This window comes from Halorubrum sp. Hd13 (assembly GCF_002252755.1).
Classification (GTDB): domain Archaea; phylum Halobacteriota; class Halobacteria; order Halobacteriales; family Haloferacaceae; genus Halorubrum.
In genome coordinates, this window is record NZ_NHOY01000037.1 from 97,667 (window position 1) to 121,843 (window position 24,177).

28 protein-coding genes are annotated in these 24,177 nt (G+C 68.0%); 17 read left to right on the plus strand and 11 right to left on the minus strand.

Going from position 1 to position 24,177, the window contains the following annotated elements:
• Positions 1–856 precede the first annotated feature (856 nt).
• The 3 genes from DJ81_RS18700 (at position 857) to DJ81_RS05150 (ending at position 3,349) form a co-directional block, all read left to right on the plus strand.
• Positions 857–1,465, plus strand: a complete 609-nt coding sequence (locus DJ81_RS18700) for a hypothetical protein (RefSeq protein ID WP_141212535.1) — start codon at positions 857–859, stop codon at positions 1,463–1,465.
• Positions 1,466–2,386: a hypothetical protein gene (locus DJ81_RS05145; protein ID WP_094588781.1), complete on the plus strand. Its 921-nt coding sequence runs from the start codon at positions 1,466–1,468 to the stop codon at positions 2,384–2,386.
• A 408-nt stretch (positions 2,387–2,794) separates the two neighbouring features.
• Positions 2,795–3,349: a hypothetical protein gene (locus tag DJ81_RS05150; protein WP_094588783.1), complete on the plus strand. Its 555-nt coding sequence runs from the start codon at positions 2,795–2,797 to the stop codon at positions 3,347–3,349.
• A gap of 191 nt (positions 3,350–3,540) precedes the next feature.
• On the opposite strand, the gene DJ81_RS05155 is transcribed toward DJ81_RS05150, so the two are convergent.
• Entirely contained in the window at positions 3,541–3,987 is a 447-nt protein-coding gene (locus tag DJ81_RS05155; protein WP_094526735.1) for a pyridoxamine 5'-phosphate oxidase family protein, read from the minus strand.
• Between the two features lie 80 nt (positions 3,988–4,067).
• Here DJ81_RS05155 and arcS point away from each other — a divergent pair, with 80 nt between their 5' ends.
• Together arcS and DJ81_RS05165 are read left to right on the plus strand one after the other, a co-directional pair.
• Positions 4,068–5,870: an archaeosine synthase subunit alpha gene (arcS, locus tag DJ81_RS05160; protein ID WP_094588785.1), complete on the plus strand. Its 1,803-nt coding sequence runs from the start codon at positions 4,068–4,070 to the stop codon at positions 5,868–5,870.
• A gap of 111 nt (positions 5,871–5,981) precedes the next feature.
• The gene (locus DJ81_RS05165) at positions 5,982–6,332 is read left to right on the plus strand and encodes a hypothetical protein (RefSeq protein ID WP_094526737.1); all 351 of its coding nucleotides are present in this window, start codon (positions 5,982–5,984) and stop codon (positions 6,330–6,332) included.
• Here DJ81_RS05165 and DJ81_RS05170 read toward each other — a convergent pair.
• Complete coding sequence (locus tag DJ81_RS05170) at positions 6,313–7,311, minus strand: ammonium transporter (RefSeq protein ID WP_094557784.1); 999 nt, start codon at positions 7,309–7,311, stop codon at positions 6,313–6,315. The two genes, DJ81_RS05165 and DJ81_RS05170, sit on opposite strands and share 20 nt — an antisense overlap.
• Positions 7,312–7,834: 523 nt before the next feature.
• Here DJ81_RS05170 and DJ81_RS19075 point away from each other — a divergent pair.
• Positions 7,835–7,999, plus strand: coding sequence for a hypothetical protein (locus DJ81_RS19075; RefSeq protein WP_170938246.1), 165 nt, complete (start codon positions 7,835–7,837; stop codon positions 7,997–7,999).
• A gap of 111 nt (positions 8,000–8,110) precedes the next feature.
• Here DJ81_RS19075 and aceA read toward each other — a convergent pair whose 3' ends face one another.
• Both aceA and DJ81_RS05180 read right to left on the minus strand, forming a co-directional pair.
• Positions 8,111–9,193, minus strand: a complete 1,083-nt coding sequence (gene aceA, locus DJ81_RS05175; RefSeq protein WP_094526739.1) for an isocitrate lyase — start codon at positions 9,191–9,193, stop codon at positions 8,111–8,113.
• Positions 9,194–9,302: 109 nt separating this feature from the next.
• Positions 9,303–9,686: a hypothetical protein gene (locus DJ81_RS05180; protein ID WP_094588810.1), complete on the minus strand. Its 384-nt coding sequence runs from the start codon at positions 9,684–9,686 to the stop codon at positions 9,303–9,305.
• Positions 9,687–9,962: 276 nt separating this feature from the next.
• On the opposite strand from DJ81_RS05180, the gene thiL reads away from it, so the two are divergent.
• Entirely contained in the window at positions 9,963–10,856 is an 894-nt protein-coding gene (gene thiL / locus DJ81_RS05185) for a thiamine-phosphate kinase (RefSeq protein ID WP_094525312.1), read from the plus strand.
• A 59-nt stretch (positions 10,857–10,915) separates the two neighbouring features.
• Positions 10,916–11,473: a sugar O-acetyltransferase gene (locus tag DJ81_RS05190; RefSeq protein WP_094588787.1), complete on the plus strand. Its 558-nt coding sequence runs from the start codon at positions 10,916–10,918 to the stop codon at positions 11,471–11,473.
• 27 nt (positions 11,474–11,500) lie between these two features.
• On the opposite strand, the gene prs is transcribed toward DJ81_RS05190, so the two are convergent.
• Positions 11,501–12,355, minus strand: a complete 855-nt coding sequence (gene prs, locus DJ81_RS05195) for a ribose-phosphate diphosphokinase (protein ID WP_094525310.1) — start codon at positions 12,353–12,355, stop codon at positions 11,501–11,503.
• Between the two features lie 165 nt (positions 12,356–12,520).
• Between prs and DJ81_RS05200 the strand changes: the two genes are divergently transcribed.
• Positions 12,521–13,171 (plus strand): HVO_0476 family zinc finger protein, encoded by a 651-nt coding sequence (locus tag DJ81_RS05200; protein ID WP_094525309.1) that lies wholly within the window; start codon positions 12,521–12,523, stop codon positions 13,169–13,171.
• Positions 13,156–13,323: a hypothetical protein gene (locus DJ81_RS19080; RefSeq protein WP_170938247.1), complete on the plus strand. Its 168-nt coding sequence runs from the start codon at positions 13,156–13,158 to the stop codon at positions 13,321–13,323. The genes DJ81_RS05200 and DJ81_RS19080 overlap by 16 nt, the downstream gene beginning before the upstream one ends.
• Before the next feature lie 28 nt (positions 13,324–13,351).
• On the opposite strand, the gene fer is transcribed toward DJ81_RS19080, so the two are convergent.
• Positions 13,352–13,741 carry a ferredoxin Fer gene (gene fer / locus DJ81_RS05205; RefSeq protein WP_094525308.1) on the minus strand — a complete coding sequence of 130 codons (390 nt, stop codon included), beginning with the start codon at positions 13,739–13,741 and terminating at the stop codon, positions 13,352–13,354.
• Between the two features lie 214 nt (positions 13,742–13,955).
• Between fer and DJ81_RS05210 the strand changes: the two genes are divergently transcribed.
• From DJ81_RS05210 to DJ81_RS05215, 3 genes are all read left to right on the plus strand, one after another.
• A complete protein-coding gene (locus tag DJ81_RS05210; protein ID WP_094588789.1) occupies positions 13,956–14,825 on the plus strand; it encodes a CheF family chemotaxis protein in 870 nt (289 codons plus the stop codon).
• A gap of 79 nt (positions 14,826–14,904) precedes the next feature.
• Entirely contained in the window at positions 14,905–15,081 is a 177-nt protein-coding gene (locus tag DJ81_RS19085) for a hypothetical protein (protein ID WP_170938248.1), read from the plus strand.
• Between the two features lie 94 nt (positions 15,082–15,175).
• Positions 15,176–16,081, plus strand: coding sequence for a hypothetical protein (locus tag DJ81_RS05215; protein ID WP_094588791.1), 906 nt, complete (start codon positions 15,176–15,178; stop codon positions 16,079–16,081).
• 64 nt (positions 16,082–16,145) lie between these two features.
• Here DJ81_RS05215 and DJ81_RS05220 read toward each other — a convergent pair whose 3' ends face one another.
• Complete coding sequence (locus tag DJ81_RS05220) at positions 16,146–17,027, minus strand: MOSC domain-containing protein (protein WP_094588793.1); 882 nt, start codon at positions 17,025–17,027, stop codon at positions 16,146–16,148.
• Between the two features lie 72 nt (positions 17,028–17,099).
• Here DJ81_RS05220 and DJ81_RS05225 point away from each other — a divergent pair, with 72 nt between their 5' ends.
• Entirely contained in the window at positions 17,100–17,555 is a 456-nt protein-coding gene (locus tag DJ81_RS05225) for a hypothetical protein (protein WP_094525304.1), read from the plus strand.
• A gap of 57 nt (positions 17,556–17,612) precedes the next feature.
• On the opposite strand, the gene psmA is transcribed toward DJ81_RS05225, so the two are convergent.
• A complete protein-coding gene (gene psmA, locus DJ81_RS05230; protein WP_094588795.1) occupies positions 17,613–18,386 on the minus strand; it encodes an archaeal proteasome endopeptidase complex subunit alpha in 774 nt (257 codons plus the stop codon).
• Positions 18,387–18,654: 268 nt separating this feature from the next.
• Here psmA and DJ81_RS05235 point away from each other — a divergent pair, with 268 nt between their 5' ends.
• Genes DJ81_RS05235 through DJ81_RS05245 form a run of 3 tightly spaced genes read left to right on the plus strand, consistent with a single transcriptional unit; the run spans position 18,655 to position 21,978 of the window.
• On the plus strand, positions 18,655–20,079 hold the full coding sequence (locus DJ81_RS05235) for a hypothetical protein (RefSeq protein ID WP_249269077.1): 1,425 nt from the start codon (positions 18,655–18,657) through the stop codon (positions 20,077–20,079).
• On the plus strand, positions 20,072–20,806 hold the full coding sequence (locus DJ81_RS05240; protein ID WP_094588799.1) for an ABC transporter ATP-binding protein: 735 nt from the start codon (positions 20,072–20,074) through the stop codon (positions 20,804–20,806). The genes DJ81_RS05235 and DJ81_RS05240 overlap by 8 nt, the downstream gene beginning before the upstream one ends.
• Positions 20,803–21,978, plus strand: coding sequence for an ABC transporter permease (locus DJ81_RS05245; RefSeq protein WP_094588801.1), 1,176 nt, complete (start codon positions 20,803–20,805; stop codon positions 21,976–21,978). Before DJ81_RS05240 ends, DJ81_RS05245 begins: the two co-directional genes overlap by 4 nt.
• Before the next feature lie 42 nt (positions 21,979–22,020).
• Here DJ81_RS05245 and DJ81_RS19090 read toward each other — a convergent pair whose 3' ends face one another.
• The 3 genes from DJ81_RS19090 to thyA all read right to left on the minus strand — a co-directional run bounded on the left by DJ81_RS19090 (position 22,021) and on the right by thyA (position 23,936).
• Positions 22,021–22,197 (minus strand): hypothetical protein, encoded by a 177-nt coding sequence (locus tag DJ81_RS19090; protein ID WP_170938249.1) that lies wholly within the window; start codon positions 22,195–22,197, stop codon positions 22,021–22,023.
• 135 nt (positions 22,198–22,332) lie between these two features.
• Positions 22,333–22,908, minus strand: a complete 576-nt coding sequence (locus tag DJ81_RS05250) for a dihydrofolate reductase (protein ID WP_094525922.1) — start codon at positions 22,906–22,908, stop codon at positions 22,333–22,335.
• The gene (gene thyA, locus DJ81_RS05255; RefSeq protein WP_094525921.1) at positions 22,908–23,936 is read right to left on the minus strand and encodes a thymidylate synthase; all 1,029 of its coding nucleotides are present in this window, start codon (positions 23,934–23,936) and stop codon (positions 22,908–22,910) included. Before thyA ends, DJ81_RS05250 begins: the two co-directional genes overlap by 1 nt.
• Between the last annotated feature and the right edge of the window lie 241 nt (positions 23,937–24,177).

A 24,177-nucleotide genomic window follows, 5' to 3' on the forward strand; every position in this document is an offset into this window, starting at 1 on the left:
AGAACGGTAGCCCAAATGGGTCAGTACAGGGGATCGACTGTCATCCACCGCTACGGATTAACGATAGCTTTGATACTTATCACAGTAGACTCGGACGGTTTCACTGAGAGTTCGTGAACACCGGTAACCGTGATTGTACGCTCAAACGTCTGCTCCGTTTCGAACGCCTCTGAGAGAACGTCTTGCGAGTCATGAGAGAGAGTAACTTCTCCACCAGACCCTTTCTGTGTTCCAACGATGATTTTCACTGTATCACCCTTCTGTAGGTCTAATTCGTACGTCTGTTCTCGCTGTGTCGTGTCATCGACGCGGACATCACCAGAACCTCCCGTCACTGCCGAACAGCCTCCGAGGACAGACGCCACGGTCACACTCGTTACAGACAGATACGTTCTCCTGTTCACACATGTGGTTTTGACGGTAGAGTATAAATAGAATATCCAGAAACAAACAGATGCTTTAGCTAGTCATACAGATGCGTCCGTAGGCACCTACTAACGGTTGGTCCGGGAATCAAACGAAGAAAGTAACGCAGTCTCAGTGCTGAATGTATTCTCCCTATCGGTCATGTAGCTACTGACAGCGACTGGGGAGTTGATACCGCTCGTGCCGATAGAGGGCGCATATTGGTCATAGTAGTTGCTCCCTGTATCCTTTTGAAGACGTGTGAGAGCAGAACGCTCTGTGTGAATATTCCTGAAAACCACATTATAGATCGTGGATGAAATTGTTTATTATCCAACGGCTTTAATTATCCCAGCAAATAGCAAATGAGGTGGTTAGAAGACAACGTATGAGTGATAAAACACAGCAATGGTGGCCATCTCGATCTCTTCAGCGAATCGTTCACGCCGCAGTGGCAGCAGTTCTCGGCCTCTTCATTTATTCACCGCTGGGATCGACTCCGAGGGCAGAACTGTTCGTGAAACTGGCTCTGTTTCCAGCATTAGTAATCTCCGGCCTGTTCATGTGGAAGGGATCTCACCTCCGTCCCGTTATACATGACTTGCGTAAAGGTGACCACCCTATCCCACAGCGACTCGTTGGGCTATTGGTGATTATCTCCCTGTTTGGAATCGGACATCATATCGACCACATCATCCGCGGCAACCACGTTGGATGGCCACTGACACCGGAAATCAACGCGTTCACGTTCAGTCTGCTATCGTACCCGTTTATCACACTGGGATTGTACTTGGGCTGGCGTGACCGCGCTGGGATCCCCTACTGGACGGGCCTGTTCTTCGTGAGTTCACTACTAATCGGGTACGTGCATTTCGGTCCCTCAGCCATCGAGCCACCGGCAGACATCATCACAGTCTACGAGAATGCACTGGTTGGATGGTTTGCCTTCGCGTGGGTCGTGGGATTCACGATCGTCTTGGTCACTGGCCTCGTCTACAGTTCGCTATTGCTAATACGGCAGTCGAAGGGAGCAGCGATTACGTCCTCGCGGGGTGAATAGATGAACAGGGCCTTACCCGCGCAGGAAATGCTGACAGAACTTCGCAACCGTAACCGACTATTGTACACCGTTACACTCGCCCATCTCGCTCTCGCCGCTCTATTCACTGTCCTGATAGCACTGGACAGTAGAACGCTTCTCGGACGGAACGTCTGGACCAAGCCGTGGAAGTTCGCCATCTCGATTGCCATCTTTACGGGAACGATGGCGTGGATTCTTCCTTCGTTGTCGTTGACTGACCAAGTGGAGAAGGTAGCTACCTACACGATCAGTGGAGCGATGACGATCGAAATCACCCTGATCTCGACCCAAGCCGCGAGAGGAGTTGCATCACACTTCAACACGAGCGCGCCACTCGACACGACGATTTTCATGATCATGGGCGCGACAATTACTATCAGTTCCTCTGTCGTCGCGTACGTCCTCTGGCGAGTCGTCCGGAGTCCTCCCGATCTCCCGCCTCCCTATCTCTGGGGACTCGTACTCGGGATGTTCCTATTTGTTCTCATGAGCTTCCAAGGGTGGCTCATGGTGTTCAGGCAATCCCATGCCGTCGGAGCTGCCAGTGGAGGGCCTGGACTCACCTTATTAAACTGGAGTTTGACGGGTGGCGACCTTCGTGTTGCTCATCTTGTCGGGCTTCACGCGTTACAGGCCCTCCCGCTCACGGGATACCTCGCAACTCGCTGGAGTCGTGTCTCGACTCGTGTGGCGCTTGGTATCGTCGGTATCGTCGGCGTGCTCTACGGTGGTCTGGTCGCCGTGACGTTGGTATTGGCACTGCTGGGAACGCCTCTCGTCTCGACGCCTATCGCTCCCTGGCTCTCCCCGAGCATCGCTGCGGGATTTCTTCTTACTGTCACGATCAGCGTGTTTATTTTCGGAAGTACGCTCTGGAGACACGAGACACCTGCCCAGTAGGCGAGACATCCTTCGGCAGAGTCGCCACGCGATACCAACCTCGACTCGCTCCTCTGTACCTCGTATCAAGCACCGAAGTACATTCAGCCTCTGTATCTCGCATTACGTTCCTAACAGAAGTGAGGAGGGAGTAGACCGTCTCTGGTCTGTAAGTTCCCTGTACTGAACGATCTACAGTCGATACTTCCGGGCCTACGCGGCTGAATCACCCGCAATTTCGCGCTTGCGTATTGACCACCGAGGGGTCTACCAGTTCAGAGAAATGTTCCGACAGCCGTGCGAGATACAAGGCGCGAATCCTTCAGACTCCACACTCACGCGGTTTTGTGAAGTGTATAGTATGGGTTCCACGTTACGGCCCGCGTCGAGGCAGTCAAACGTTAACTGATTCAGACCTGACGTGCCTGTATGGTCCCCGTCCCTCGACTCGCTGTTTCCCCCTTCAAGCACCTCGATCGGCTCCCACGTGGCGGAGATCGTGACGTTGGTGCGGGATACGTGATGGCGATTACGGCAGTCGGGGTCACGACTCTCTACTATCTCGTTGTCGGGGTTGGGATCCTACTGATCGGGGTGGGTTCGGGTGGTGCTCCGTTCGTTACCAACGCTGTAGTAGGACCCCCGTTTGTAGTCGGACTCCTGTCGGCTGCTATCAGTCTCTCCGCCGTCGTTGCCCCACTGTTGTTCGTCACCGGGGTCGCGGCGTGGCGACTCGTCCCCCCGTCACAGCGCTATGGGGGTGCGATCGGCGGTCTGCTGGCGATGGCACTGGCCTATCTCGTCGCCGGTGCGTTGGTAGTTGGGCTTCCCTCGGTTTACGCCGTAGCCACCGGCAGCCCCCTCGTCGACACCGTCATCGGTGGCATCGGTATCATCGTCGTTGCGTTCCTCGCTTCGTCGTGGATCGCGTTGCCGGCCAGCGTCCTTACTGGAGCGCTATACGAGCGCTCGCTTGATGAGTGAGTCGGGGATCTCTCCGATGGCCGTCTGGTAACTTTCTGAAACCGCTGACCCGAGACGGCTGTCCGGTGAGCGATGAATTTCGGTTGGGCTCACCACTTCTGTCTCTTGTGTATCCATCCTCTGTATTCAGCAGCCACTTCCCCTCACGGTCTGAGAGCTTCAACGGGGACCGGAAATACGGCCGGGCGATACTATCCCTCTCCCGACCCCATCCGCTTCGAGTAGTCCCACGTGTGGAGTCGCTCCGGCTCGATGCGGATCCGGACCTCCTCTCGCTCCGGGCTCAGGAGCCGCTCCCCGGTCGGGTTGTCGACGCCGCCGAGATACCGGTCCAGCAGGGCGCGCAGGAGCTCCTTCTCCTCGTCCGGCGACACCGTCGCGCGCCCTCGTCCCCTGACGCCTTTATACGGCGGGTCGTTCGTCGACACCTCGAAGGAGACGTGGTCGTCGTGCGCGAGGAAGGCGACGAGGTCGGCGTCGGCGCTCGTCGCGCAGTGGACGGCGCCGTCCCACGAGAACCACAGCGAGACGATCCACGGGTCGTCTGCGGGGGTGTGACAGCCGAGGCGGACAGGCACGTGCGTGTCGGTCAGGAACTCGTCGACGCGGTCGCGGTCCCACGGGCCGGTCGGCTCCATGCGATCCATTCGGTCGGGTCCGGCGTAACGGTTGCGGCGCGGAACACAAGAGAATTGACCGTCCCCGCGCGAGGGGACGTATGACCGACTACTTCGAGGTCCACGAGCGCGACGGCGCCGCCCGACTCGGGGAGCTTCGGCTCGCCGATCCGGTGACGACGCCGGCGCTCGCGGACCCGTTCCTCGAGGACGCGGGCAGCCTCTGGGCCGGCGACCGAGCGGTCCCCGACGGCGACGAGGCCGCGCTCACTGTCCTGCCGCACCGCTCGTTCCCCGCGGGGACCCGCGAGGAGGTCCGCGAGTCGTTCGCGGTCGATCACCCCGATGTCGACTACCCCTCCGCCGCCGTCGTCGACAGCGCGGGCGCCCGCGACGTCGGCGCCGACGCGTATCTGCTCTCGGACGCGTCCGGGTTCGTCGGCCACGGCGAGGCGTTCCGCGACGCGGTCGTGTCGGCGAAGGAGGCGCTCCCGGCCGACACCGCGCTGTTCCTCTCTGGCGTCGCCACGCCGCTGAACGTCGCGGTCCTCGCGTACGCCGGCGTCGACCTCGTGGACGCGACGCTCGCCCGGACGAAGGGGACGGAGGGGCGATACCTCACCGCCGACGCCGAGCACTTCCTGGAGGACCTCGACGAACTGCCGTGCGCCTGTCCGGCCTGCGCGACGCCCCGCGACGAGTTCACCCGCGCCGACTGCGCCGTGCACAACGTGAACGCGCTCCGCGCGGAGCTTCGGCGCGTCCGCGAGCGGATCCGCGCGGGTCGCCTCCGCGACTACGTCGAGGGGCAGGCCCGCCACGAGCAGTGGCTCACGGCCGCGTTCCGGGAGTTCGACGACCAGTGGGGGTACGTCGAGGAGCGCACGCCGCTGATGCGCGACGCCGAGGTGACCGCGGCGACCGCGGAGACGCTGGACCGCGTCGAGATCCGGCGGTTCGCAGACCGCGTGACGAGCCGGTACCGGAACCGGTTCACCGATCAGCCGCTCGTGTTGGTGCCCTGCTCGGCGACGAAGCCGTACAGCGACTCGCAGAGTCACGGGCAGTTCCACGACGCGATCCAGTGGCGCGGCCACACCGTCTCGATGACCTCGCCGATCGGCGTGGTGCCTCAGGAGCTGGAGACGACGTACCCGGCCCAGCACTACGACGCGGTCGTCACCGGCGACTGGAGCGAGGACGAGATCGGGTTCGTCTCCGAGGTTCTCCGGCGCTATCTGGAGCGGAACGACTACTCGCGGGTGATCGCGCACGTCCCCGAAGACGGCTACCGCGAGATCTGCGAGCGCGTCGCGAGCGACCCCGCGGTCGACGTCCCGTTCGAGTACACGTGCGTCGGCCACCCGACGAGCGACGAGTCGCTCGGAGAGCTGAACGCGACTCTGCAGGGCGAGCCCGCCTACAGCAAGCGCGAGCGCGAGCACAACACGGTCCGGGCGCTCGCCGATTACCTGCTCGGCGACGGCGCGGGCGACGACCTGTTCGGCGGGCCGGGCGAGGCCGATATCCGCACGACCGGCCGCTACCCCAAACTCCAGGTGTGGGGCGACGACCCCGACGCCGGCCGCGAGGGCGAGCCGGGCGAGCAGCTCGCGACGATGGTGCCCCAGTACGGCACCCTCTCGTTCACCCTCGCCGGCGCGCGCCGCTGGGCCGAGAGCGCCGCCCCGACCAAACGCGTCGAGATCGACCCGTTCGTCCCGCACGGCTCCGTCTTGGCGCCCGGCGTCGTGGACGCGGACGACGACATCCGCGTCGGCGACGAGGTCGTCATCGAGGGGCCGAAGGCGTTCGCGGTCGGCCGCGCGGAGATGTCCGGGCCGGAGATGGTCGACTCGACGCGCGGCGTCGCCAGCGAGGTCCGGCACGTGGACGAGAAGTGAGCGGTGACGAGTAGCGAGCGACGACGACGATACCGTTTATTTATCATCGCTGGCCCACCCGGCAAAAGTATTAGTTGGTCGAAATATACATGCGGGGTGAGGTCCGGACCCGTGATCTCCAGAGCGCGAGTGCTGGCCACGGTCTTCGGCGTGCTAATCGGGGCCTACGAGGGAATAGGCTGGGCAGTCAGGCTGGGTGCGATCCCGGTATTGAAGCACACGCCACTGATCATCCCAATCCTGCTGGGAGCTCTCGTCTACGGTGGCATCGGGTTCCGATACGGGGTTCTCGGTGCAGTCTTCGCAGTTGTGATGCTCGTCGTGGACCTTCTGGTCATCAGCGGTCTGAAACAGGCGAGCGTAGTGGCGATAGCGCTGTGGTTTCTGCTTCCCTTCACCGTCCTGCTCTGGGGGAGTCCGTTCGTGCCGTCCAGATACCTGTTTACTCCTCCGCGGCGGTAGTGGAGCGCCGCCGATTAAACCGTTGGAGGAGGGTCTTGGCGTCCTCGGGCAGCATCTCGAAGTGTTTCTCCGTATCACCGTGGCTGCGGACGGAGACAAAGACGAAGTCTTCCAGCAGCGACGCGAGTAGTAGCGCCAACCCAACGATGACGACGAACACCAGGGTGTACAGGACATCGGCCTGGATGAGGAAGTAGAGGGCGAGCAGGCCTGAGATTAGCATCGCGGTCCAGAGTATCGTCCGGGCCGGGTGCAGGACCTCCGCCTCGGCGATGCTCACGATGTTCTCTGGGACGAAGTAGTACCGGTAGCTGTACCGTCTGAGTAGTGTCTCCTCGTTCCGCTTAACGATGATGGGGTCCGGTGCCATCTCACGGAACTCGTTCTCAATCCGGTTGTCCTTGACCGTCAGCGATGTCACCCCGAACGGTTCGTCGGAGTCGGGTTCGTCCGGGAGGTACGCGTAGAGCGCCGCCGCGCCGAGGACGCCGATGGCGATACCCAGCACGACATCGACGATGCCAACCAGTGCGCCGGCCATGCCCGCAAGCAACAGGATCGCCCCCGTGTCGTCGTCGGTCAGCTGCTGGAGGTCGTGTTCGAGCTCGCTGTACCCGGACGCCATCGACTCCCAGTCCGAGAGCCCGACGGAGTACGTGTCGGCGGTCGTTTCGATCTCGACCGTGTCGTCCACGAACAACAACAGCGAGACGGCGATGGCGGCGATCACGAACCCGACGACACCCACGAGAGTGCTGAAGGTCGAGAGCAGGAACCCGACCGCCGCCGAGATCCCAACGATGCCGACGATACCGTTACTGGTGAGCGCACCGCGGGAGACGGACAGAACAACGATGTTGTCGACGTTGAGGTGTCGCTTCTTCGAACGGTACTCCTCGTCGTCAACCGTGATGGTCAGCGCCCGCTCGGTGCTTCGCTCACTAGGTGACGAAGTCTCGGCTGGCTTGTCACGAGTCATGTCCCGACGCTTGAGACGAAGATATGTGATATGTTAGTACAAAACTTGGGATACATCACATATGAAGAGTATCGTAGCATCGAAAGTGAAAACACTGGCATGATGCCGAGGTATCTGTTGAATCTGATGTTTGAGATCGTGTGGCTAATGTTCTCGTTTTCGCCACAGATTTCAAAGAACGCTATGGCGCCGTGTCGCGCCGACGAGCGGGCTGCCGGCCCGCGAGGAGCGCGCGAGGGACGCCGCGAGCGAAGCGAGCGGCGAGGCTGGGGAGGCGCGAGGTCGCGGCGCTGTTCGAACGCGTCGTCCCCACGGCTGCTGGCTTCGGGAGTGGTCAGTATCGAACGCGGTCGATCGGTTATCCCTGAGCGGCCGAACTTCGGTGGTTGTCACCGCTCTACCGGCCTCGAGACCGACGTATACACGATCGACGGAGCCATCGGAGCGCGCGATGACCCGATCACCGATCCCCTCCGATCGCCGGATCAGTAGCTTCAAAACTGCGCCGGACCGAACCTGGCACATGGCGCTCGAAAAGGACGTGGACTGTCCCTCGTGCGGAGAGGCCCAGTCGTTCTACCGGACCGCGGCGATGACCCTCCACCTCGGCGAGAAGACGAAGTGGCGGTGCCCCGAGTGCGGCTACGGCTACGTCGAGATCAACGGCATCGACACGCTTCCGGCCTGATCCGCGAGCGCGGCGTCCGACCACCGGTCCCCGAACCGCGACCGACCGCCGGCGATAAAGAAAAGCGAGACGACCGGGCGATTCCGGTCTCGTTCCGCGATCGGCTCCCGATCAGTCGTCGCTCTCGGGGGCCGGTGGCTCCTCCGTTTCTCCCTCGGCCTCGGTGTCCTCGGCCGTGATCGGGTCGCGCTCGTCCTCGCTGAAGCCGGCCGACGCCTCCTGTCGGGCCGACGCCTCGGGGTCGAACCGCGCCTCGATGTCCTGATACCGAGGGACGAAGGAGAGCTCGTGGTGGCTCTCCGTCTCGTGACCGAGGTAGCGGTCCTCCAGGTCGAACTGCGCCTGCTCGTCGTTCTCGGCGATGTTCTGCATGTCCTCGTACACCGCGTGGGCGCCCGAGTGGAGCCCGTACAGGGTGATGAAGATGTACTGGTAGCCCAGGTCGCCGAGCTCCTCGAAGGTGAGCGGGTCCTCCTGCTCGCTCCACGCGAACGACGAGGAGTAGTTGAACGCAAGGTCGAGGTCGGGATGGGTCTCGTGGATCGTCTCCGCGTACTCGACCGCGTCCTCGCGGGACGGGTCGGGCATCTCCGGCCAGACGAGGTCGACGCCGGCGTCGGCGTAGATCCGGCCGCGTTCGAGGTGCTCCTCCCAGTCGCCGTTCGCGGAGCCGTACGCGTCGGTCCGCGCGATGATGACCGTGTCCTCGCTCTGCTTGGCGTCGACGGCCGCCTCGAAGCGCGACCGCGCCTGCTCGCGGGAGGCGATCTGCTTGCCGGCGATGTGGCCGCACCGCTTCGGCGAGGTCTGGTCCTCGATGTGGACGGCGGCGACGCCGGCCTTCTCGTACTCGCGGACCGCGCGGCGGACGTTGTGGACGCCGCCGTAGCCGGTGTCGCAGTCGGCGACGACCGGGAGGTTCGTCGCCTCGACCATCCGCTTGGCGTTCTCGACCATCTCGGTCATCGTGACCATCTCCAGGTCGGGGAAGCCGAACTGACCGAGCACGGTGGAGTAGCCGCTCATGTAGGCGGCGTCGACGCCGGCCATCTCCGCGAGGCGAGCGTCGAGCGCGTGGTAGATCCCGGGCGCGAAGGTGTACTCCTGCTCCGCGAACAGCTCGCGGAGCTTCCTGCCGGCCGGGTTGTCGATATCTCTCGTGAAGACGTCGTCGTCGAGTTCGTTCGGGTGCATAGGTGTCACTCCGCAGTGTCGCCGTCGGTGTGTCGGTCGGTCGCGCGCCGCGTGAACGTCGTCGGGTCCGGTCGCGGTCCGTCACCGGTTCCGGCCATCGGAACGGCGCTCATCGCGATCCCCCGTCGGTCCGCGTGCGGCCGGTCGGACGCAGGTCCGGGACCAGCGGCGCGTCCCGCTCCGCGTCGGTCGGGGGGCGCGTCGCGGCGCGAGCCGATCGGCGCGTCGGGTCGGCGGTCGTCGGGGATCGCTCGGCGGTCGTCGTCGGGACGAGCGGCGCGCCCGCTTCCTCGGTGATCGGCGTGCGGCCGGGAATCCCTCGGGGAGAAGTGTCGTCGGTCGGCGTCCGATCGGTCGTCGGGCGCCCCGTCGTCGATCGGTCGGTCCGGGTCGTCGATCGGTCGGTCCGGGTCGTCGATCGGTCGCCGTCGGTCGTCTGCTGGTCTGTCGGTCGAGTCGTCTCGGGCGTCGTGGCGTCGTTAGGTGTCGTCATCGGGTCGTGTGGGTGGTTGCGGTGGTCGTCTGGTGATCTGTCGGTCGGCGCGTCGCGTTGCCACATGTCCGCGTACGGATACTGACATTGCACTCGGTTCGTTCGGAGGAATGGTAATAAACATAATGATTGATAATGATAATATTCGTTAACCTATCTTATTCCCTTAAATGATGTGTGGTACCACGGAACATGACTCCGATCGGAGCACCGCGCGTGCGGGCCGAGAGCGTCGGACCGATCCATACTAACCGGTTCCGGCGCGTTGGACCCGCCGTGAACGAGCGCGACGCGCTTCGCCGGCTGGCCGCCGACCTGCCGCACGCGGGCGACGACGCCGCCGTCGTCGGCGACACCGTCATCACGACCGACATGCTCCACGAGCGCACCGACTTCCCACCGGGAACGACGCGGTACACCGCGGGGTGGCGCGCGGTCGGCGCGTCGCTCTCCGACGTGGCGGCGATGGGCGCGAGCGCGACCGCCGCCGTCGCCGTCTACGCCGACGCCGCCTTCGACCCCGACCGACTCGACCGCTTCGTCGCGGGCGCGGTCGACGTCTGCGAGGCCGTCGACGCCGAGTACGTCGGCGGCGACCTCGACAGCCACGATGAGTTCACGACGGCCTCGACCGCCATCGGCGAGGTCGCCGAAGACGGACCGGTAACGCGCTCGGGCGCCGCCTCGGGCGAGGCGCTCTGCGTCACCGGCGAGTGGGGGCGGTCGGCGGCCGCGCTCCGCCTGTTCGAACGCGACGACGAGGGGTCGGTCGAGCGCGCCAACGACCTCTTTCGGTTCACGCCCCGCGTCGCCGACGGGACCGCGCTCGTCGGGCGAGCGACCGCGATGATGGACTCCTCTGACGGCCTCGCGCGGTCGCTCCACCAGCTCGCGGAGGCGAGCGGCGTCGGGTTCGCGCTCGAACGGGACCGGCTCCCGGTCCATCCCGCGGTCGACGACATCGCCGAGGGCCCGAGCGACCGGTTCGAGCTTGCGGCGCACTTCGGGGAGGACTTCGAGCTCGTCTGCGCCGTTCCCGACGCCGAGCTCGACGCGGCCCGAGATGCCTGTCGGGCCGAACTCACCCGGGTCGGGACCGTCGTCGACGCCGCGGAGGGAGTGACGGCCGACGGCGACTCCCTCCCCGACCGCGGGTACACGCACGGGTGAGGCTCGGTCGGACGGCCGAACCACCGTGGTCTTATAAATCGGCTCCCGTCACCTCGACCGTGTCGAACGAGACCGAACGGATGCTGGCCGGCGAGCCGTACGACCCGAGCGATCCGGCGCTCGTCGCGGACCGCTCCCGCGCCCGCGACCTCGCCCGGCGGTACAACGCGACGACCCCGGCCGAACGCGGCCGCCGCGAGCGGCTCCTCCGCGAGCTGTTCGACGCCGTCGGGGAGGGGCCGACCGTCCAGCCGCCCCTCCGCTGTGACTACGGCTACAACGTCGCCGTCGGCGACGATTTCTTCGCGAACTACGGCTGCGTCTTCCTCGACACGAACCCGATCTCGTTCGGCGACCGCTGCCTGCTCGGCCCGGGCGTCCACGTGTACACGCCGACGCACCCTATCGACCCCGAGGAGCGCGCGACCGGTCGCGAGCGCGCGGCGCCCGTGACGGTCGGCGACGACGTCTGGATCGGCGGGCGAGCCGTGCTGAACCCGGGCGTGACCGTGGGCGACGGCGCGGTGATCGCCTCGGGCGCGGTGGTCACGGAGGACGTGCCGGCTCGGACCGTGGTCGGCGGGAACCCGGCGCGAACGATCCGGGAGATCGAGTGAAGGCGGCGGAGAACAGAGACGAGAGCCCTACGCCAGCGCGTCGGCGAGGACGGGGGCGACGCTGACGACGCTGCAGCCGCCCTCGATGGTGTCGCTGCCGACGATCCGGTCGACGCCGGCGCCGCGGAGCTTCGTCACGGCGTTGGCGGCGAGCATCGGGTGGACGCAGGCGGCGAGCACCGCGCCCGCGCCGCGGTCGTTCAGCACGGCCACCGACTCGCTCATCGTCGACCCGGTGGCGACGATGTCGTCGACGACGACCACGTCCCGTGCCGAGACGGCGGCGTCCGACGGCGACACCGCGACGGCGCCGGTCTCGCGGTCGCGGTGTTTCTCGAAGTAGTCGGTCTCGCCCGCGCCGTACGCGTCCCGGACCGTCTCGGCGATGCCGACCGCGCCCTCGTCCGGCGCGAGGAACAGCGGTTCGGTGAGGTCCGCCGGCAGGGGTCCCGCGAGGACGCCCGCCGCGTCGACCGTCTCCACGGGGACGTCGTAGAAGTCGGCGACGCCCGGCTCGTGGGGGTTGACGAGGACGACGCGGTCGGTGCCGGTGGAGACCGCCCGCGCCATCGCCCGCGCGGAGACGGGCTCGCCGTCGCCGAACGACTGGTCCTGTCGCGCGTATCCCATGTACGGGACCACGGTCGTCACGCGCTCGGCGCCGGCCTCGCGGACGGCGTCCTGGAGCTGGAGCAGTTCGACCCACGCCTCGTCGGAGTCGGTCGCGGCGACGACGACCGCCTCCTCGCCGTCGAAGTCGGGCACCGCCGCGAGCGTCTCGCCGTCCGGGAACCGGTCGTACGTCGGCGTCGCCAGCGGCCGGCCCGTCTCCTCCGCGAGCGCGGCCGCGAGCAGCTGTGAGCTGGATCCGGGAACGATCATGGGCGTCCGTTCCCCAGACTCCGATAAACCAGTTTCCTTACTCCGGCGGGGACCGGACGCCGAGAGCCGCGGTCGCCGAACCGCCGCCGCGAGCCCCACGCGAGCGTGTGACGCACCGAGGTCACAGGGGCGGATATTTACGCGAGCGGCGGATACGACGCCGTAATGACCGAAACAGGAGACCGAGTCGGTCTCGCCTGCCCGTCGTGTTCGCCGGGCGAGGAGACCGTTCACGAAGTGTTGCGCCCCGGCGGGCAGGCGACCGTCCGCTGTACCGACTGCGACCACACCTATAAGACCGAAATTCCGGAAGAGGAGACAGTCGAACTGGACATCGTCGTCTCGCAGGACGGCGAGTCGTTCACCACCCGGATGGAGGTCCCCGCGGACACCTACGTCGGGACCGGCGAGGAGTTCGTCGTCGACACGCCCGACGCGCTGATGCAGGTCCGCGTCACCGGGATCGAGGTCGGCCCGGAACAGCGCGTCGAGGAGGCCGACATCGAGACCGTCGAGACGCTGTGGACCCGCGCGGTCGACAACGTCACCGTCCCGGTGACGCTGCACCCGAAGGACGGGAACGCCGACGAGACGCGCTCGGTACGGGTGAACGTCCCCGGCGATTACGAGTTCACCGTCGCCGAGACCGTCGAGTTCGGCGACGAGGAGTTCGTCGTCGAGGGCGTCCAGATCCGCGAGGACGCACCCGAGTACCGCCACGAGAAGCTGGACCATGACGGGGACTTCGCCTACGCGAAGGACGTCAAGCGCGTGTACGGCCGCGACGAGAGTCTGACGGCGTGGTCGGCCTGGTAGGGGCCGACGGCGTGGTCGGCCCGGTATGGCACGGCGGCGTGATCGGCTTGGAGGACGGTCGAGTGATCACCGCGGCCGCGGCGCTACGGAACCGGCGCTCCGAAAAAACGGTGGCACCGATGGGGGTGACCCACATCGAACACCGTCTGTGAGTACGACCGCGGCGTGGTCGGTGCGGCGTTAGATGACGCGGTTCTGCAGGTAGTCGAGGTGTTTCGCGTTGTAGACGATCTTGACCTCGTCGGTTGCCGGGCTCCCGATGCAGGTGAGACGGACGTCCTTGTCTTCGACCTCCTCGTCGGAGAGGATCTGCTGCATGTCCATCTCGATGTCGCCTTCCTTCACGATCGACGCGCAGTTCGCGCAGGCGCCGGCGCGGCACGAGAAGGGCCAGTCGTAGCCCTGGGCCTCGGCGGATTCGAGGATGTACTCGCCCTGATTCACGTCGAGGGTACCGTAGTCCTCTGCGTCGAGGTCGGCCTCGGCGGCCTCCTCGAAGAGGTTGTCATCGTCCATCGACCAGCCGTGGTCGTCGAGCACTTCGTAGTTGAGGTATTCTACTGTGGGCATCACCTGATGGTTGGATCCCCTCCTCATTAGGCTTTGCTGTTCCACGCCTCTCACCGATCGATCGACCGACTGATCGAGGCCGAACGAGGGGCGATTCGGGGCGAACGACGGCCGAACACGTTCGCCCGACCGCCGCGGCGAGCCTGACAGCTCGTTATTACGACTGATACCCCGTGGGTAACAGTAAATAGCGAACGGCGTCTACGGTGATTCGATGGGAGAGTCCGTCGTCGCCGACTTCGTCGGTCGCGTCCACGCCCCGGATGTCGAGAGCGACGAGCCGGTGACGGGGCGCGTGCTCCTGAGCGAGCGCCGGCTGGTGCTCGCGACGGACGGCGGCAAGACGACCGTCCCGCTCTCTGGGGTGTTCGACGTGGTCGTCGGGACGGTGCCCGGCGACCTCCAGTCGTTCTTCAGCGACAGCGTCACCCTCGCGTACGAGCGGCGAGGCGAGCGCCGCACCGCCCTCGTCGAGGGCAAGCCGGAGCATATGGACCGGTTCGTCCGCCTGCTGTTCAAGGCCCTCTTGCGCGACGTGACCGTCACCGTCCGGCACCCCGCAAAGGTGGGCGGGCGCGTCACGGACGCCTCGGACCACACGGCGTCGGTCGCCCTCACGCCCGGAGCGATCCGCTTCGTCGACTGCCCCGACCCGTTCGAGGTCGACCTCTCAGCCGTGATCGACTACGAGCGGACCGACCGGACGCTCGCGGGCGCGCAGCGCCCCGCGCTCGTGTTCCGCCACGCCCTCGACTCCGAGACGGTCACGTCGATCGCGACCGTCCCGAACGAGCGCACGCTGAACGTCCTCGGCCGGTACATCAAACTGGAGTACGACGAGGCGATGGAGGACCTCGAATCGTTCGACCCGACGGAGGAGCAGCTGGAGATCCTCGTGTCGATCTACTCGGCCGGCGGCGAGGCGAACATCGCCGACGTCGTCACGGGCGACGTCACGCAGACGTCGATGGTCCTCGACACGCTCCGCGACGAGGAGCTCGTCGTCGACGGCGAGTCGGGCGCGGCGCTCACGCGGAAGGGGCAGATGATCGTCACCTCGTACCTGGAGTCGGTCAACTCCTGAACGGCGCCGTCTCGGCGGATCCGGGGCCGACAGCGCCGGTCGACCGAACGATTTTGCGCCCGCGACCCGTACGACCGGTATGGGATTTAAGACCGACTTCAGCAACGGTGTCATCTCGCTTCTCGTCAGCCTCGCCGTGACCGCCGCGGCCGCGCGTTCCGAGGAGAGCGACGAGTGGTCGACGGGGGAGCTGTTGGCCGCGGTCGGGATCGCCTCGTTCCTCTCGGGATACCTGACGAGCTACTTCGCCAAGTGAGGCGGCCGGGGGCCGGCCGGCAGGAGGCCGACCGGAACCCGTTCGGCGGCGATCCGGGGGAAGTTTCATGCTGGTGCGGACGAAGGTAGTTCACATGCCAGACGACCGCCACGGGCGTCCGACGCGCCTCGACGCCGTGGCCCGCGAACGGGGCGTCGACGCGCCGGCGGGCGACCGCCGCGGTGTGACGTCGCGCGACGACGCGGGGCCGCGGACCGCGCGGGTGCCGGAGCCGCACGTCCACGACACCTTCTCTGTCGACGGAATCGACACGAAGCGACGCGAGGGGCTGTTGGAGGCCGTCCTGCTCGACCGCGACGGCGTCAGCGCCGCCTCGGCGACGAGGCGGAACGGGACCGTGGGGATCCACCACGACCCCGACGTCTCCCGCGAGGAGCTCAGAGACGCGCTGGAGGCCTGCGGGCTCGTCGTCGCGCCCGGCGACGCGGCGTTCGAGGTGCGACGCGCGGCGCAGTTCGCCTCCGCCCGCGTCGCCGTCGCCGTCCTCTTCGGGCTGATGGTGGCGACCCCCTACATCGCCGTCCTCTACCCCACCCGTATCGAGTGGCTGTTCTACGACCCGGTGACGGTCCAGTACCTCCAGTCGATCCTCGACTCGCAGATGGCGACGCACTTCTTCGTCAACCTCGGCTCGCTGTCGGGGATCGCGTTCCTCGTGGCCTGCGGGCCGATCATCAAGCGGTCCCTCGCCGCGGCGGCGGCGGGCGAGCTCACGAACGAGAGCGTGTTCGTGGCGGGCGTCACGGCCCTCTTCGGCTACAGCACGCTCGCGGCGTTCACCGCCTTCGAGGGCGCCGTCCACTACGACCTCGTCGCGTACGCGGTCGTCGGCGTCACCCTCTGGAACCACTTCGGCGTCGGCGAGACGACGCCCGACACGGCTGGCGTCACGGAGCCGACCGCCGGCGGGAGCGGGACCGCCGACGCCCCGGCCGACGCCGATGAGGAACCGGTCGCGATGACCGACGGCGGTCGGTAGTCGCCGACGGCCACTTCGCGCGAATCTTTTTAAACGGCAGCACCGGTTCGGACGCGCCAAGCGCTCAGTACGCCGCCTCGTCGAGCGGCTCGACCCCTTCGATCGTCACCTCGTCGCCGACCGCGACGGTCGATCCCCACCGCTCCTCCGGAACGACGGTGTTCACCATCAGCCGGAAGTCGTGGTCGAGCCGGTCGCTCTCGGTCCAGTCCGGGAGCGTCGCTCGCCGGTTCTGGATAAACGTCTCGCGGAAGCCGTCGATCTCCTCGCCGGTGTCCGGGTTCCGAGACGGCACGACGCAGCGCTGGCAGGGGTTGACGCCGAGCAGTTCGGCGTCGCCGGCCGCGAACCGGACCGCCTCTCCCCGGTCGGCGAAGAGCCGGTCCTCCCAGAAGGCGGGGCAGTCGTCGACGACCACGCTCGGACGGAGCCGGCGGCGCATCTCCGTCGCGTCGGCGACCCCGTCGAACCAGCCCGCGACGGTCTCGAGGGTCGCGCGCGAGATGACCGTCGGGCCGCGCGCGGCGCGGTCGTCCGGGAACCCGCCGTCGGGCTCGCGCACGAGGTCGACGGCGTAGCCGAGGTAGTCGCCGACCCACGCCGCCAGCGCGTCGCCCTCGTCGGGGAGGGCGAAGGTCCGCTCGTCCGCGTCGACCCCCGTCTCGGGGCGCGCCGGCCGCGAGAGGGTCACCGCCGTCGGCGTCGCGTCAGCGGGGCCGGCGAGTTCGTAGCTCGCGCGGAGCCCGTGGACCGCGGGCTCGCTCTTTCCGTTGACGTACCCGCCGTTCCCGCCCACGGAGGCCTCGTGGGGGTCGACGCCGGCCTCGACGAGCGCGTACGTGCGGTCCCCGCGGAGCGCGCCCGCCGGTCCGAGCTCGGCCCGGTCGAGGGCGACGCCGTCGTTCGATTTCAGCGGATAGGCGACGAGGTCCGCGATGCGTGCCATGCCCCGGGTTCGGCGGCGGCGCACAAAAGCGATCGGCGGAACGCATACGTGGGTCCGGGGGGATCGTCGGCCGTGTCCCCGAGCCTCCCGTCGCTTCCGACCGCGGAGGCGGCCCTCTTCGGTGCGGTCGTTCCGGCCGGCCTCTTCCGCGTGATATCGATCCTTGACGCCGGCGTCCGCACCGCCGCGAGCGACGCGCTCGTCGCCGCGTGGCTCCTCGTCGTGGCTGCCGGAACCGCGGCGCTCGCGACGTGTCGCGGTCACCCGATCGGGGCGCTGGTCTCCGGCGCTATCGGCGGCGTCGTCGCGGGGTTCGCCGCGTTTGCCGTCCTCATCGGTTGGGGAATCGTCGCGTTCGCGCTCCCGCTGATGTCGGTTCTCGCCGTCGTCGCTGGCGCGTGGACGAGCTACGAGGTGCGTCGGGCGCGGGGAGTCGCGACCGAGCCGGCACGCGGCACGTGGCGGTCCCGGCTCGCGGGTATCGCGGCCGCGGCGCTCGTCGGGTTAGGCGTCTTGATCGCCGCCTGAGCGGCGCGGGCCGTGGGACAAAAAATAGCGAGTGAGCCGCCGAGCGACGGACGCGACTTACTCCTCGTCGTCCGCGTCGGCCTCGTCGTCGTCGGCCTCGTCCGTCTCTTCGTCGCCGATTCCGGCCGCCTCGAACGCCTCGGCGACCTCGTCGCCGGGGACGGTCCGGTAGCCCTCCTCGTCGGTGATCGTCGCGACGGCGACGTCGCTCGGCTCGAACTCGTCCTCGTGGGCCGCGAGCGCGGCGAGGCCCAGTTCGATACCGGCGGAGAGCGAGAGGTCGTCGGTCCACTCCTCCTCGAGGTGGCCCTGGATGTCCTGTCGGCCGCCGCCGATGACGGTCGCCTTCCACTCGTTCGGGGTGCCGGAGGGGTCGGCGGCGAAGAGGCGCGGCTCGCCGTTCTCGATCCCGCCGATGAGGAGCGCGGCGCCGTACGGCCGGGTGCCGCCGCGCTGGGTGTTCTCCTGGATGTGGTCGGTGACGAACTTCGTCAGCGTCTCGACGCCGACGGGCTCGCCGTAGCGCAGGCGGTTCCCCTGCGACTGCCGACGCGCGAGGTCGATCAGCTGGCGGGCGTCGGCGACGTGGCCCGCGCTCGCGGTGCCGAGGTGGTCGTCGAGCTTGTGGAGCTTCTCGATGCTCTCGGCCTCCATCAGCGTCGAGGAGGCCCGGGACATCGCGACGAACACGACGCCCTCCGCGGTGCGGATCCCGACGCTCGGCGCGCCGCGCGAGACGGCCTCGCGGGCGTACTCGACCTGGTAGATGCGCCCGTCGGGCGAGAACAGCGACGTGCCGCGGTCGTACGCCTGCTGGTCGTTGCCGCCCATCATCGCCGATCACCCGCTCTCGCGGTGTCGCCTTGGCTCATTACCCGTTATTACGCCGGACGGTTGAAAAAGCATCCGTAACCGGTACGTCCCGGCCGCGACCCGGGTCCCTTTACGCGTTGGCGGCCGACGGGGGCGGCCGACCGTCGCCCGCCGCGACGCCCGCGGCCCGTCGGCGCGTTCGCCGCCCCCGACCTCCGTCGCGCTCGCCGGTCGCGACCCCCGCCTACGACGGATATATGCCGATCGGCCCCCTAACAGGGTCGACTTGAATCCCACACGAACGACAGCCGTGCTAGTGGCCCTCCTCGCGCTGTCGGCGGCCGTCGGCGGGGCCGCGGCGGTGCCCGATGCCCGGATAGCGATCGACGGCGTCGAGGCGAGCTCGACGGAGCCCGTCGTCGGCGAGCGCACGACCCTGAACGTCACCCTCTCGAACTCCGGCGGGAGCCCCGAGGCCGCCGACGTGCGGAGCGTCAGACTCCTCGACGCGGACGCCGATGAGGACGCGGCGCCGCTGGACGAGGCGACCGCGGTCGGCGCTCTCTCGCCCGGCGACTCCCTCGACGTGAGGCTGTGGACGCGGTTCGACGAGCCCGGCGAGCGCCGCCTCACCGTCGAGGTCGTCGCGGAGGACGAGGCGGCCGACGACGAGGACGAGGGCGACGCCGTCACGGTGACGCGCGACGTCGTCGTCGACGTCCAGCCGGCCGAGGTGACGCTCGACCTCCGCACTCGCGGCCTCGCTCCGGAGGACCTCCAGAGCGACGACGAGAGCGAGAACGCCGGCGGGATCGACGTCGGCGGCATCGAGGGCATCTTCGGCGGCGGTGGCGGCGGGCTCGACACTGGCGAGGACGCCGAACAAGCCGTGCAGTCGGCCGATTCCCCGGTCGCGGTGACCGTGGTTAACACGGGGACCACGACCGCGGACCGCGTGAGCCTGACCGCGGTCGGCGAGCCGGTCGCGGGCGGCGACGGCGGCGGCGAGGACACGGTCGACGGCGGCGGCGAGGACACGGTCGACGGCGACGGCGAGGCCGACGGCGGGGGCTTCGAGGCCGGCCCGTACGTCGTCGAGGACGTCGCGCCCGGCGAGGAGCGGCGCGTCGTCGTCGACCTCGGACCGCTCGACCGGCGCTCGGCGGTGACGTTCACGGCGGCGTTCCGGTCGGAGCTCGACGCGCAGGCCGGCGCCGGCGCGGAGCGGACCGCGACGTCGACGCTCCGATACCCGGCGCACGACGGGGCGCCGACGATCACCGACGCGGCGGTCGAGACGACCGAGGACGGCGCGGTCGTGATCGACGCGAACCTCGGTAACGCGGGCGGCGGCGAGCTGGAGGGCGTCGTCGTCTCCGTCGGCGAGGCGCCGGGCGTCGCGCCGACCCCCGCCGGCGGGGAGTACTTCGTCGGCGCGGTCGGCGCCGGCGACTTCGTCGCCTTCGACCTGCGCACGACCGCGAACGCGTCGGTCGCCGACGAGGTGCCGATCCGGATCGCGTACACCGAGCGCGGCGTGCGGTACGTCGAGACCGACACGGTGGCGCTCCCCGACGCGGACGGGAACGCCGACGGCGGCTCCGGCCCGGTCGGGACGCTCGGCTCCGCGGGGGCGCTCGGGGCGGTCGGCCTCGCCGGCGTCGCCGGGCTCGCCGTCGCGGGCGTCGTCGTCCGTCGCCGCGATGTATAGCGTCGAACTGCGCGGCGTGACGAAGCGGTACCCCGGCGGGGGCGCGGAGCCGGTGGTCGCGCTCGACGACGTCGGCTTCGCGGTCGAGCCGGGCGAGTTCGTCGCGGTCGTCGGGCCGAGCGGCTCCGGGAAGTCGACGCTGCTCAACGTCCTCGGACTGCTCGACGACCCGACGGCGGGACAGCGACTCCTCGACGGGACCGACGTGACCGACCTCTCGGTCGCCGAACGCACGGCGGCGCGGAAGCGGTCGATCGGGTTCGTCTTCCAGGACTTCCACCTGCTGCCGACGCTGACGGCGGTCGAGAACGTCGCGCTCCCGACCGCGTTCGACCCCGGCGACGCGAGCGACCGGGCCGCCGACCTGCTCACCCGGTTCGGGCTGGGCGACAGGCTGGACCACGAGCCCTCGGAGCTGTCCGGGGGACAGAAGCAGCGGGTCGCCATCGCCCGCTCGCTGATCAACGAGCCGGCGGTGCTGCTCGCCGACGAGCCGACGGGCAACCTCGACACGGAGACGGGCGAGTCGATCCTCGCCGAGTTCGAGCGGGTGAAAGAGGAGGGCGTGGCGGTCGTCGCCGTGACGCACGACCCGCTCGTCAAGGAGTACGCGGACAGAGTCGTGGAGCTCACCGACGGCGTCCTCGTCGGCGGCGTTCCGGCGGGCGACGAGACCCCACCAGAGACGGCTCGCGGCGCCGAGGCGGCGGCCGCGGGGGACCGATGAGCCGGGCGGACGGACCCGATCGGGCGGGGCTCGGCGGCTGGCTCCGGGGGTGGCGCCCGGCGGTCTCGATGGCCGCGCGGAACCTGCGCCGGAACCGAGTGCGGACCGCCCTCGCGGTGCTCGGCGTCTGCATCGGCGTGCTCGCGGTCGCGGCGCTCGGCATCTTCGGAAACGTGTTGGCGCTCGGCGCCGCCGACGCCATCGGCGACATCGGCACGCAGGTCGTGGTCTCGCCGAACAACGACGCCGGCGTCGACTCGCTCTCGGACGCGGACGTGGCGGACATCCGGCGCGCGGTGGGCTCGCCGGCGGTCGTCCCGCTGTACTCGGACAACGCGGTCGTCTCCGCGCAGAACGATCAGCAGTTCGCGACCGTCTACGGCGTCGAGGAGCCCGCGCTCGCGTTCGAGGCCGCGGAGGGGCGGCTCCCCGAGCGCCACCGACAGGGCGCGATCGTCGGCGCCGGCGTCGCGGAGGACCTCGGCGTCGGCGCGGGCGACACCGTCGGGATCGCCGGGAGACAGGTCCGGGTCGTCGCGGTGCTCGTCGAGAGCCAGACGTTCAGCCCGGTGGCCCCGGACGACGCCGTCTTCCTCCCCGAGTCCGCGTTCTCGGCCGACGGGTACGGCCAGGTGCTCGTCGTCGCCGAGTCGGGCGAGGCGGCGCGGACCGCCGCCGACGACATCCGCGAGCAGGTGAACGCCCGCGAGGAGCGCGTCGACCTCTTCGAACTCGCCGCGATCGTCGACGAGGTAAACGAGTTCTTCGGACTGCTCAGCACGTTCCTCCTCGGCCTCGGCGCCATCTCGCTCGTCGTCGCCGGCGTCTCGATCCTCAACGTCATGTTAATGAGCACGGTCGAGCGGCGGGAGGAGATCGGGGTGATGCGCGCGGTCGGCGTGGCCCGCCGCGACGTCTTGCGCGTGCTGCTCGCGGAGGCCGGCCTCATCGGCGCGGCCGGCGCCGCCGCGGGGACCGCCCTCACCGTCCTGCTCGTCGCGGGGCTGGTCGTCTCGACGCCCGAGGTCGACGCCGCGCTCGCGCTCGACCCGACGAACGGCTACTACCTCCTCCTCGCGCTCGGCTTCGGCGTCGGCGTGGGACTCGTCAGCGGCGCTTACCCGGCCTGGAAGGCCGCGAACGAGCGCCCGGTGGAAGCGCTGCGGAGCTGAGCGGCCGCGACCTCCCGACGGCCGCGCGCGCGAGCGGGGTCATCACCCCGCCCAGCCCCCACGCATGTCGTCGGTCACGCGGTCGCGCCACGTGTCGAAGGCGTCACGACACTCCGGGCTCTCGTCGATGTGCCGCACGAATCCCGCGCCGGGGGACGCCAGCTCCGCCTCGCAGAACGGACACCGCTTCGGTTCGATGGTCGATTCCGATAATGGCATGATAACACATACCAATCCAGACGCTCAAAAGTGTTGTTACGTGTGGAGAAATTTGCGAGCGGTATCGTTTCTACGCACCACTCACCGACGATAACGCCTGAACGTTCAATCGCGGAGGAAGAAACGGTCCGAGCGTCAGTCGGCCGTACGCTCGTACGTGACGAACGCGAGGTCCCCGTCGGTCTCGGCGTCCGAGACGACCTCGCGGTCGACTTCCCGCCACGCGTCGGCGTCCCAGTCGGGGAAGCGCGTGTCGCCGTCGGGGCGGTCGGGGACCTCCGTCAACACCATCCGGTCGGCGCGGTCGAGGAACTGCTCGTAGACGGCGGCGCCGCCGATCACGTACGCCTCGTCGACGCCGCGGTCGGCGGCGTCGGCGGCGGCGAGCACGACCGCCCCGGTGACGTCGTTCGCGACGACCGCGCCCGCCGGGAGGTCGAGGTCCCGCGTCGTCAGCACGACGTTGGTCCGATCGGGGAGCGGGCCGCCGATCCGGGCGGCGATGCTCTCGTACGTCTTCCGGCCGACGATCACGGGGTGACCGGTCGTGAGCCGCTTGAAGTGCGCCAGGTCCGCCGGGTAGTGCCACGGCATCCCGCCGTCGTCGCCGATGACGCCGTTCTCGGCGACCGCGGCGACGAGGACGAGGTCGACGTCGGAGTCCGAGGGTAGGTCGTCGTCGCCGACGGACGCGGGCCCGTCTCGGGACATCACTCCGCGACCGCGAACGAGAGCCCGTCCGCGGAGTCGTAGTCGACGAGTTCGACGTCCTCGTAGGTCAGCTCGTCGAGGGGGACGTCGGCGATCTCGATCCGGGGTCGATCGCGCGGCTCCCGCGAGAGCTGTTCGAGCAGGCCGGGGACGTGGTCGTACCCCTCCTCGCCGTCGACCTCGTCGGGCGCGGTCCGCTCGACCCAACTCTTCACGTCGAGGTAGTCCGCGTTGCTCTCGACGTTCGCGAGTCGTTCCTGCACGTACGGGAGGTTGTTCGCGTACCACTTCCCGCGGTCGCCGCGGCCGCAGTAGACGTGCGCGTCGACGACGGTGTGGCCGAACTCGCCGACCTCGAACCCGGTCCGCTGGGCGAGCGCGTTCGCGAGGATCGCGTACGCGGCGATGTTGAACGGCACGCCGAGCGCGATGTCTCCCGAACGCTGCGTGAGGTGGAGGTTCAGGCGCCCGTCTTGGACGTTCACGACGAAGGTGTAGTGACACGGCGGGAGCGTCGAGGTCGCGGCGTTGGCGGGGTGCCAGGCGTTGACGACCATCCGCCGGGAGCGGGGGTTCTCCTCCAGCGTGTCGAGCACGTACCGAATCTGGTCGAACGTCCGGCGCTCGCTCCCGTCGGGGCCCTCCTCGACGGTCACCCAGCGGTGGGCGTCCTCGGGCCACGTCTCGCCGGGGAGCGCGGCGTCGTCCTCGGGGACCGGATAGCGGCGCCAGAACCGGCCGTAGGCGGTGTCGAGCCGTCCCTCGTCGTCGGCCCACGCGTCCCAGATCTTCGTCTCCTCGCGGAGGTTCTCGACGTGCTCCTCGCCGGAGAGGTACCACAGCACCTCGTGGATGAGCGAGTTCCAGCGGTAGCCGTCCATCTGCTTGGTGGTCAGCAGCGGGAACCCCTCCGCGAGGTCGACGGTGTACTGCCCGCTGAACGACGCGATCGTGTCGACGCCGGTCCGGTTCGGCTTGTACGTGCCCGTCGACAGGGTGTCGTCGACGAGATCGAGGTACTGTTGCATGGTGGTCGGCGTCGCCCCCGGCCCGACGGGTCCGGGAGACGACGGGTCTGTCGAGTCAAATGCGCGGGGGGAAACTAAGTGTGTCGCGAGCGGAACCGAGGTGAGGTGTCCTCGGGCTCGCCGGCGCCGTCAGTTTATAAATAGCCGAAGCGGTGGCGCGCCTCCGAGCGGTCGCCGACGGCGACCGCGAGGAGTCCGCGAGGGAGTCGCTGGCGTCGTCGGCGCCAGCGACGAGGCTGGG

Excerpts from the sequence above, each read along its gene's own strand:
- DJ81_RS05145 (WP_094588781.1), top strand. The coding sequence starts at position 1,466 with ATGAACAGGGCCTTACCCGCGCAGGAAATGCTGACAGAACTTCGCAAC.
- DJ81_RS05150 (WP_094588783.1), top strand. The coding sequence starts at position 2,795 with ATGGTCCCCGTCCCTCGACTCGCTGTTTCCCCCTTCAAGCACCTCGAT.
- DJ81_RS05155 (WP_094526735.1), bottom strand. The coding sequence starts at position 3,987 with ATGGAGCCGACCGGCCCGTGGGACCGCGACCGCGTCGACGAGTTCCTG.
- arcS (WP_094588785.1), top strand. The coding sequence starts at position 4,068 with ATGACCGACTACTTCGAGGTCCACGAGCGCGACGGCGCCGCCCGACTC.
- DJ81_RS05170 (WP_094557784.1), bottom strand. The coding sequence starts at position 7,311 with ATGACTCGTGACAAGCCAGCCGAGACTTCGTCACCTAGTGAGCGAAGC.
- DJ81_RS19075 (WP_170938246.1), top strand. The coding sequence starts at position 7,835 with ATGGCGCTCGAAAAGGACGTGGACTGTCCCTCGTGCGGAGAGGCCCAG.
- aceA (WP_094526739.1), bottom strand. The coding sequence starts at position 9,193 with ATGCACCCGAACGAACTCGACGACGACGTCTTCACGAGAGATATCGAC.
- DJ81_RS05180 (WP_094588810.1), bottom strand. The coding sequence starts at position 9,686 with ATGACGACACCTAACGACGCCACGACGCCCGAGACGACTCGACCGACA.
- prs (WP_094525310.1), bottom strand. The coding sequence starts at position 12,355 with ATGATCGTTCCCGGATCCAGCTCACAGCTGCTCGCGGCCGCGCTCGCG.
- DJ81_RS05200 (WP_094525309.1), top strand. The coding sequence starts at position 12,521 with ATGACCGAAACAGGAGACCGAGTCGGTCTCGCCTGCCCGTCGTGTTCG.
- fer (WP_094525308.1), bottom strand. The coding sequence starts at position 13,741 with ATGCCCACAGTAGAATACCTCAACTACGAAGTGCTCGACGACCACGGC.
- DJ81_RS05210 (WP_094588789.1), top strand. The coding sequence starts at position 13,956 with ATGGGAGAGTCCGTCGTCGCCGACTTCGTCGGTCGCGTCCACGCCCCG.
- DJ81_RS19085 (WP_170938248.1), top strand. The coding sequence starts at position 14,905 with ATGGGATTTAAGACCGACTTCAGCAACGGTGTCATCTCGCTTCTCGTC.
- DJ81_RS05215 (WP_094588791.1), top strand. The coding sequence starts at position 15,176 with ATGCCAGACGACCGCCACGGGCGTCCGACGCGCCTCGACGCCGTGGCC.
- DJ81_RS05220 (WP_094588793.1), bottom strand. The coding sequence starts at position 17,027 with ATGGCACGCATCGCGGACCTCGTCGCCTATCCGCTGAAATCGAACGAC.
- psmA (WP_094588795.1), bottom strand. The coding sequence starts at position 18,386 with ATGGGCGGCAACGACCAGCAGGCGTACGACCGCGGCACGTCGCTGTTC.
- DJ81_RS05240 (WP_094588799.1), top strand. The coding sequence starts at position 20,072 with ATGTATAGCGTCGAACTGCGCGGCGTGACGAAGCGGTACCCCGGCGGG.
- DJ81_RS05245 (WP_094588801.1), top strand. The coding sequence starts at position 20,803 with ATGAGCCGGGCGGACGGACCCGATCGGGCGGGGCTCGGCGGCTGGCTC.
- DJ81_RS19090 (WP_170938249.1), bottom strand. The coding sequence starts at position 22,197 with ATGCCATTATCGGAATCGACCATCGAACCGAAGCGGTGTCCGTTCTGC.
- DJ81_RS05250 (WP_094525922.1), bottom strand. The coding sequence starts at position 22,908 with ATGTCCCGAGACGGGCCCGCGTCCGTCGGCGACGACGACCTACCCTCG.
- thyA (WP_094525921.1), bottom strand. The coding sequence starts at position 23,936 with ATGCAACAGTACCTCGATCTCGTCGACGACACCCTGTCGACGGGCACG.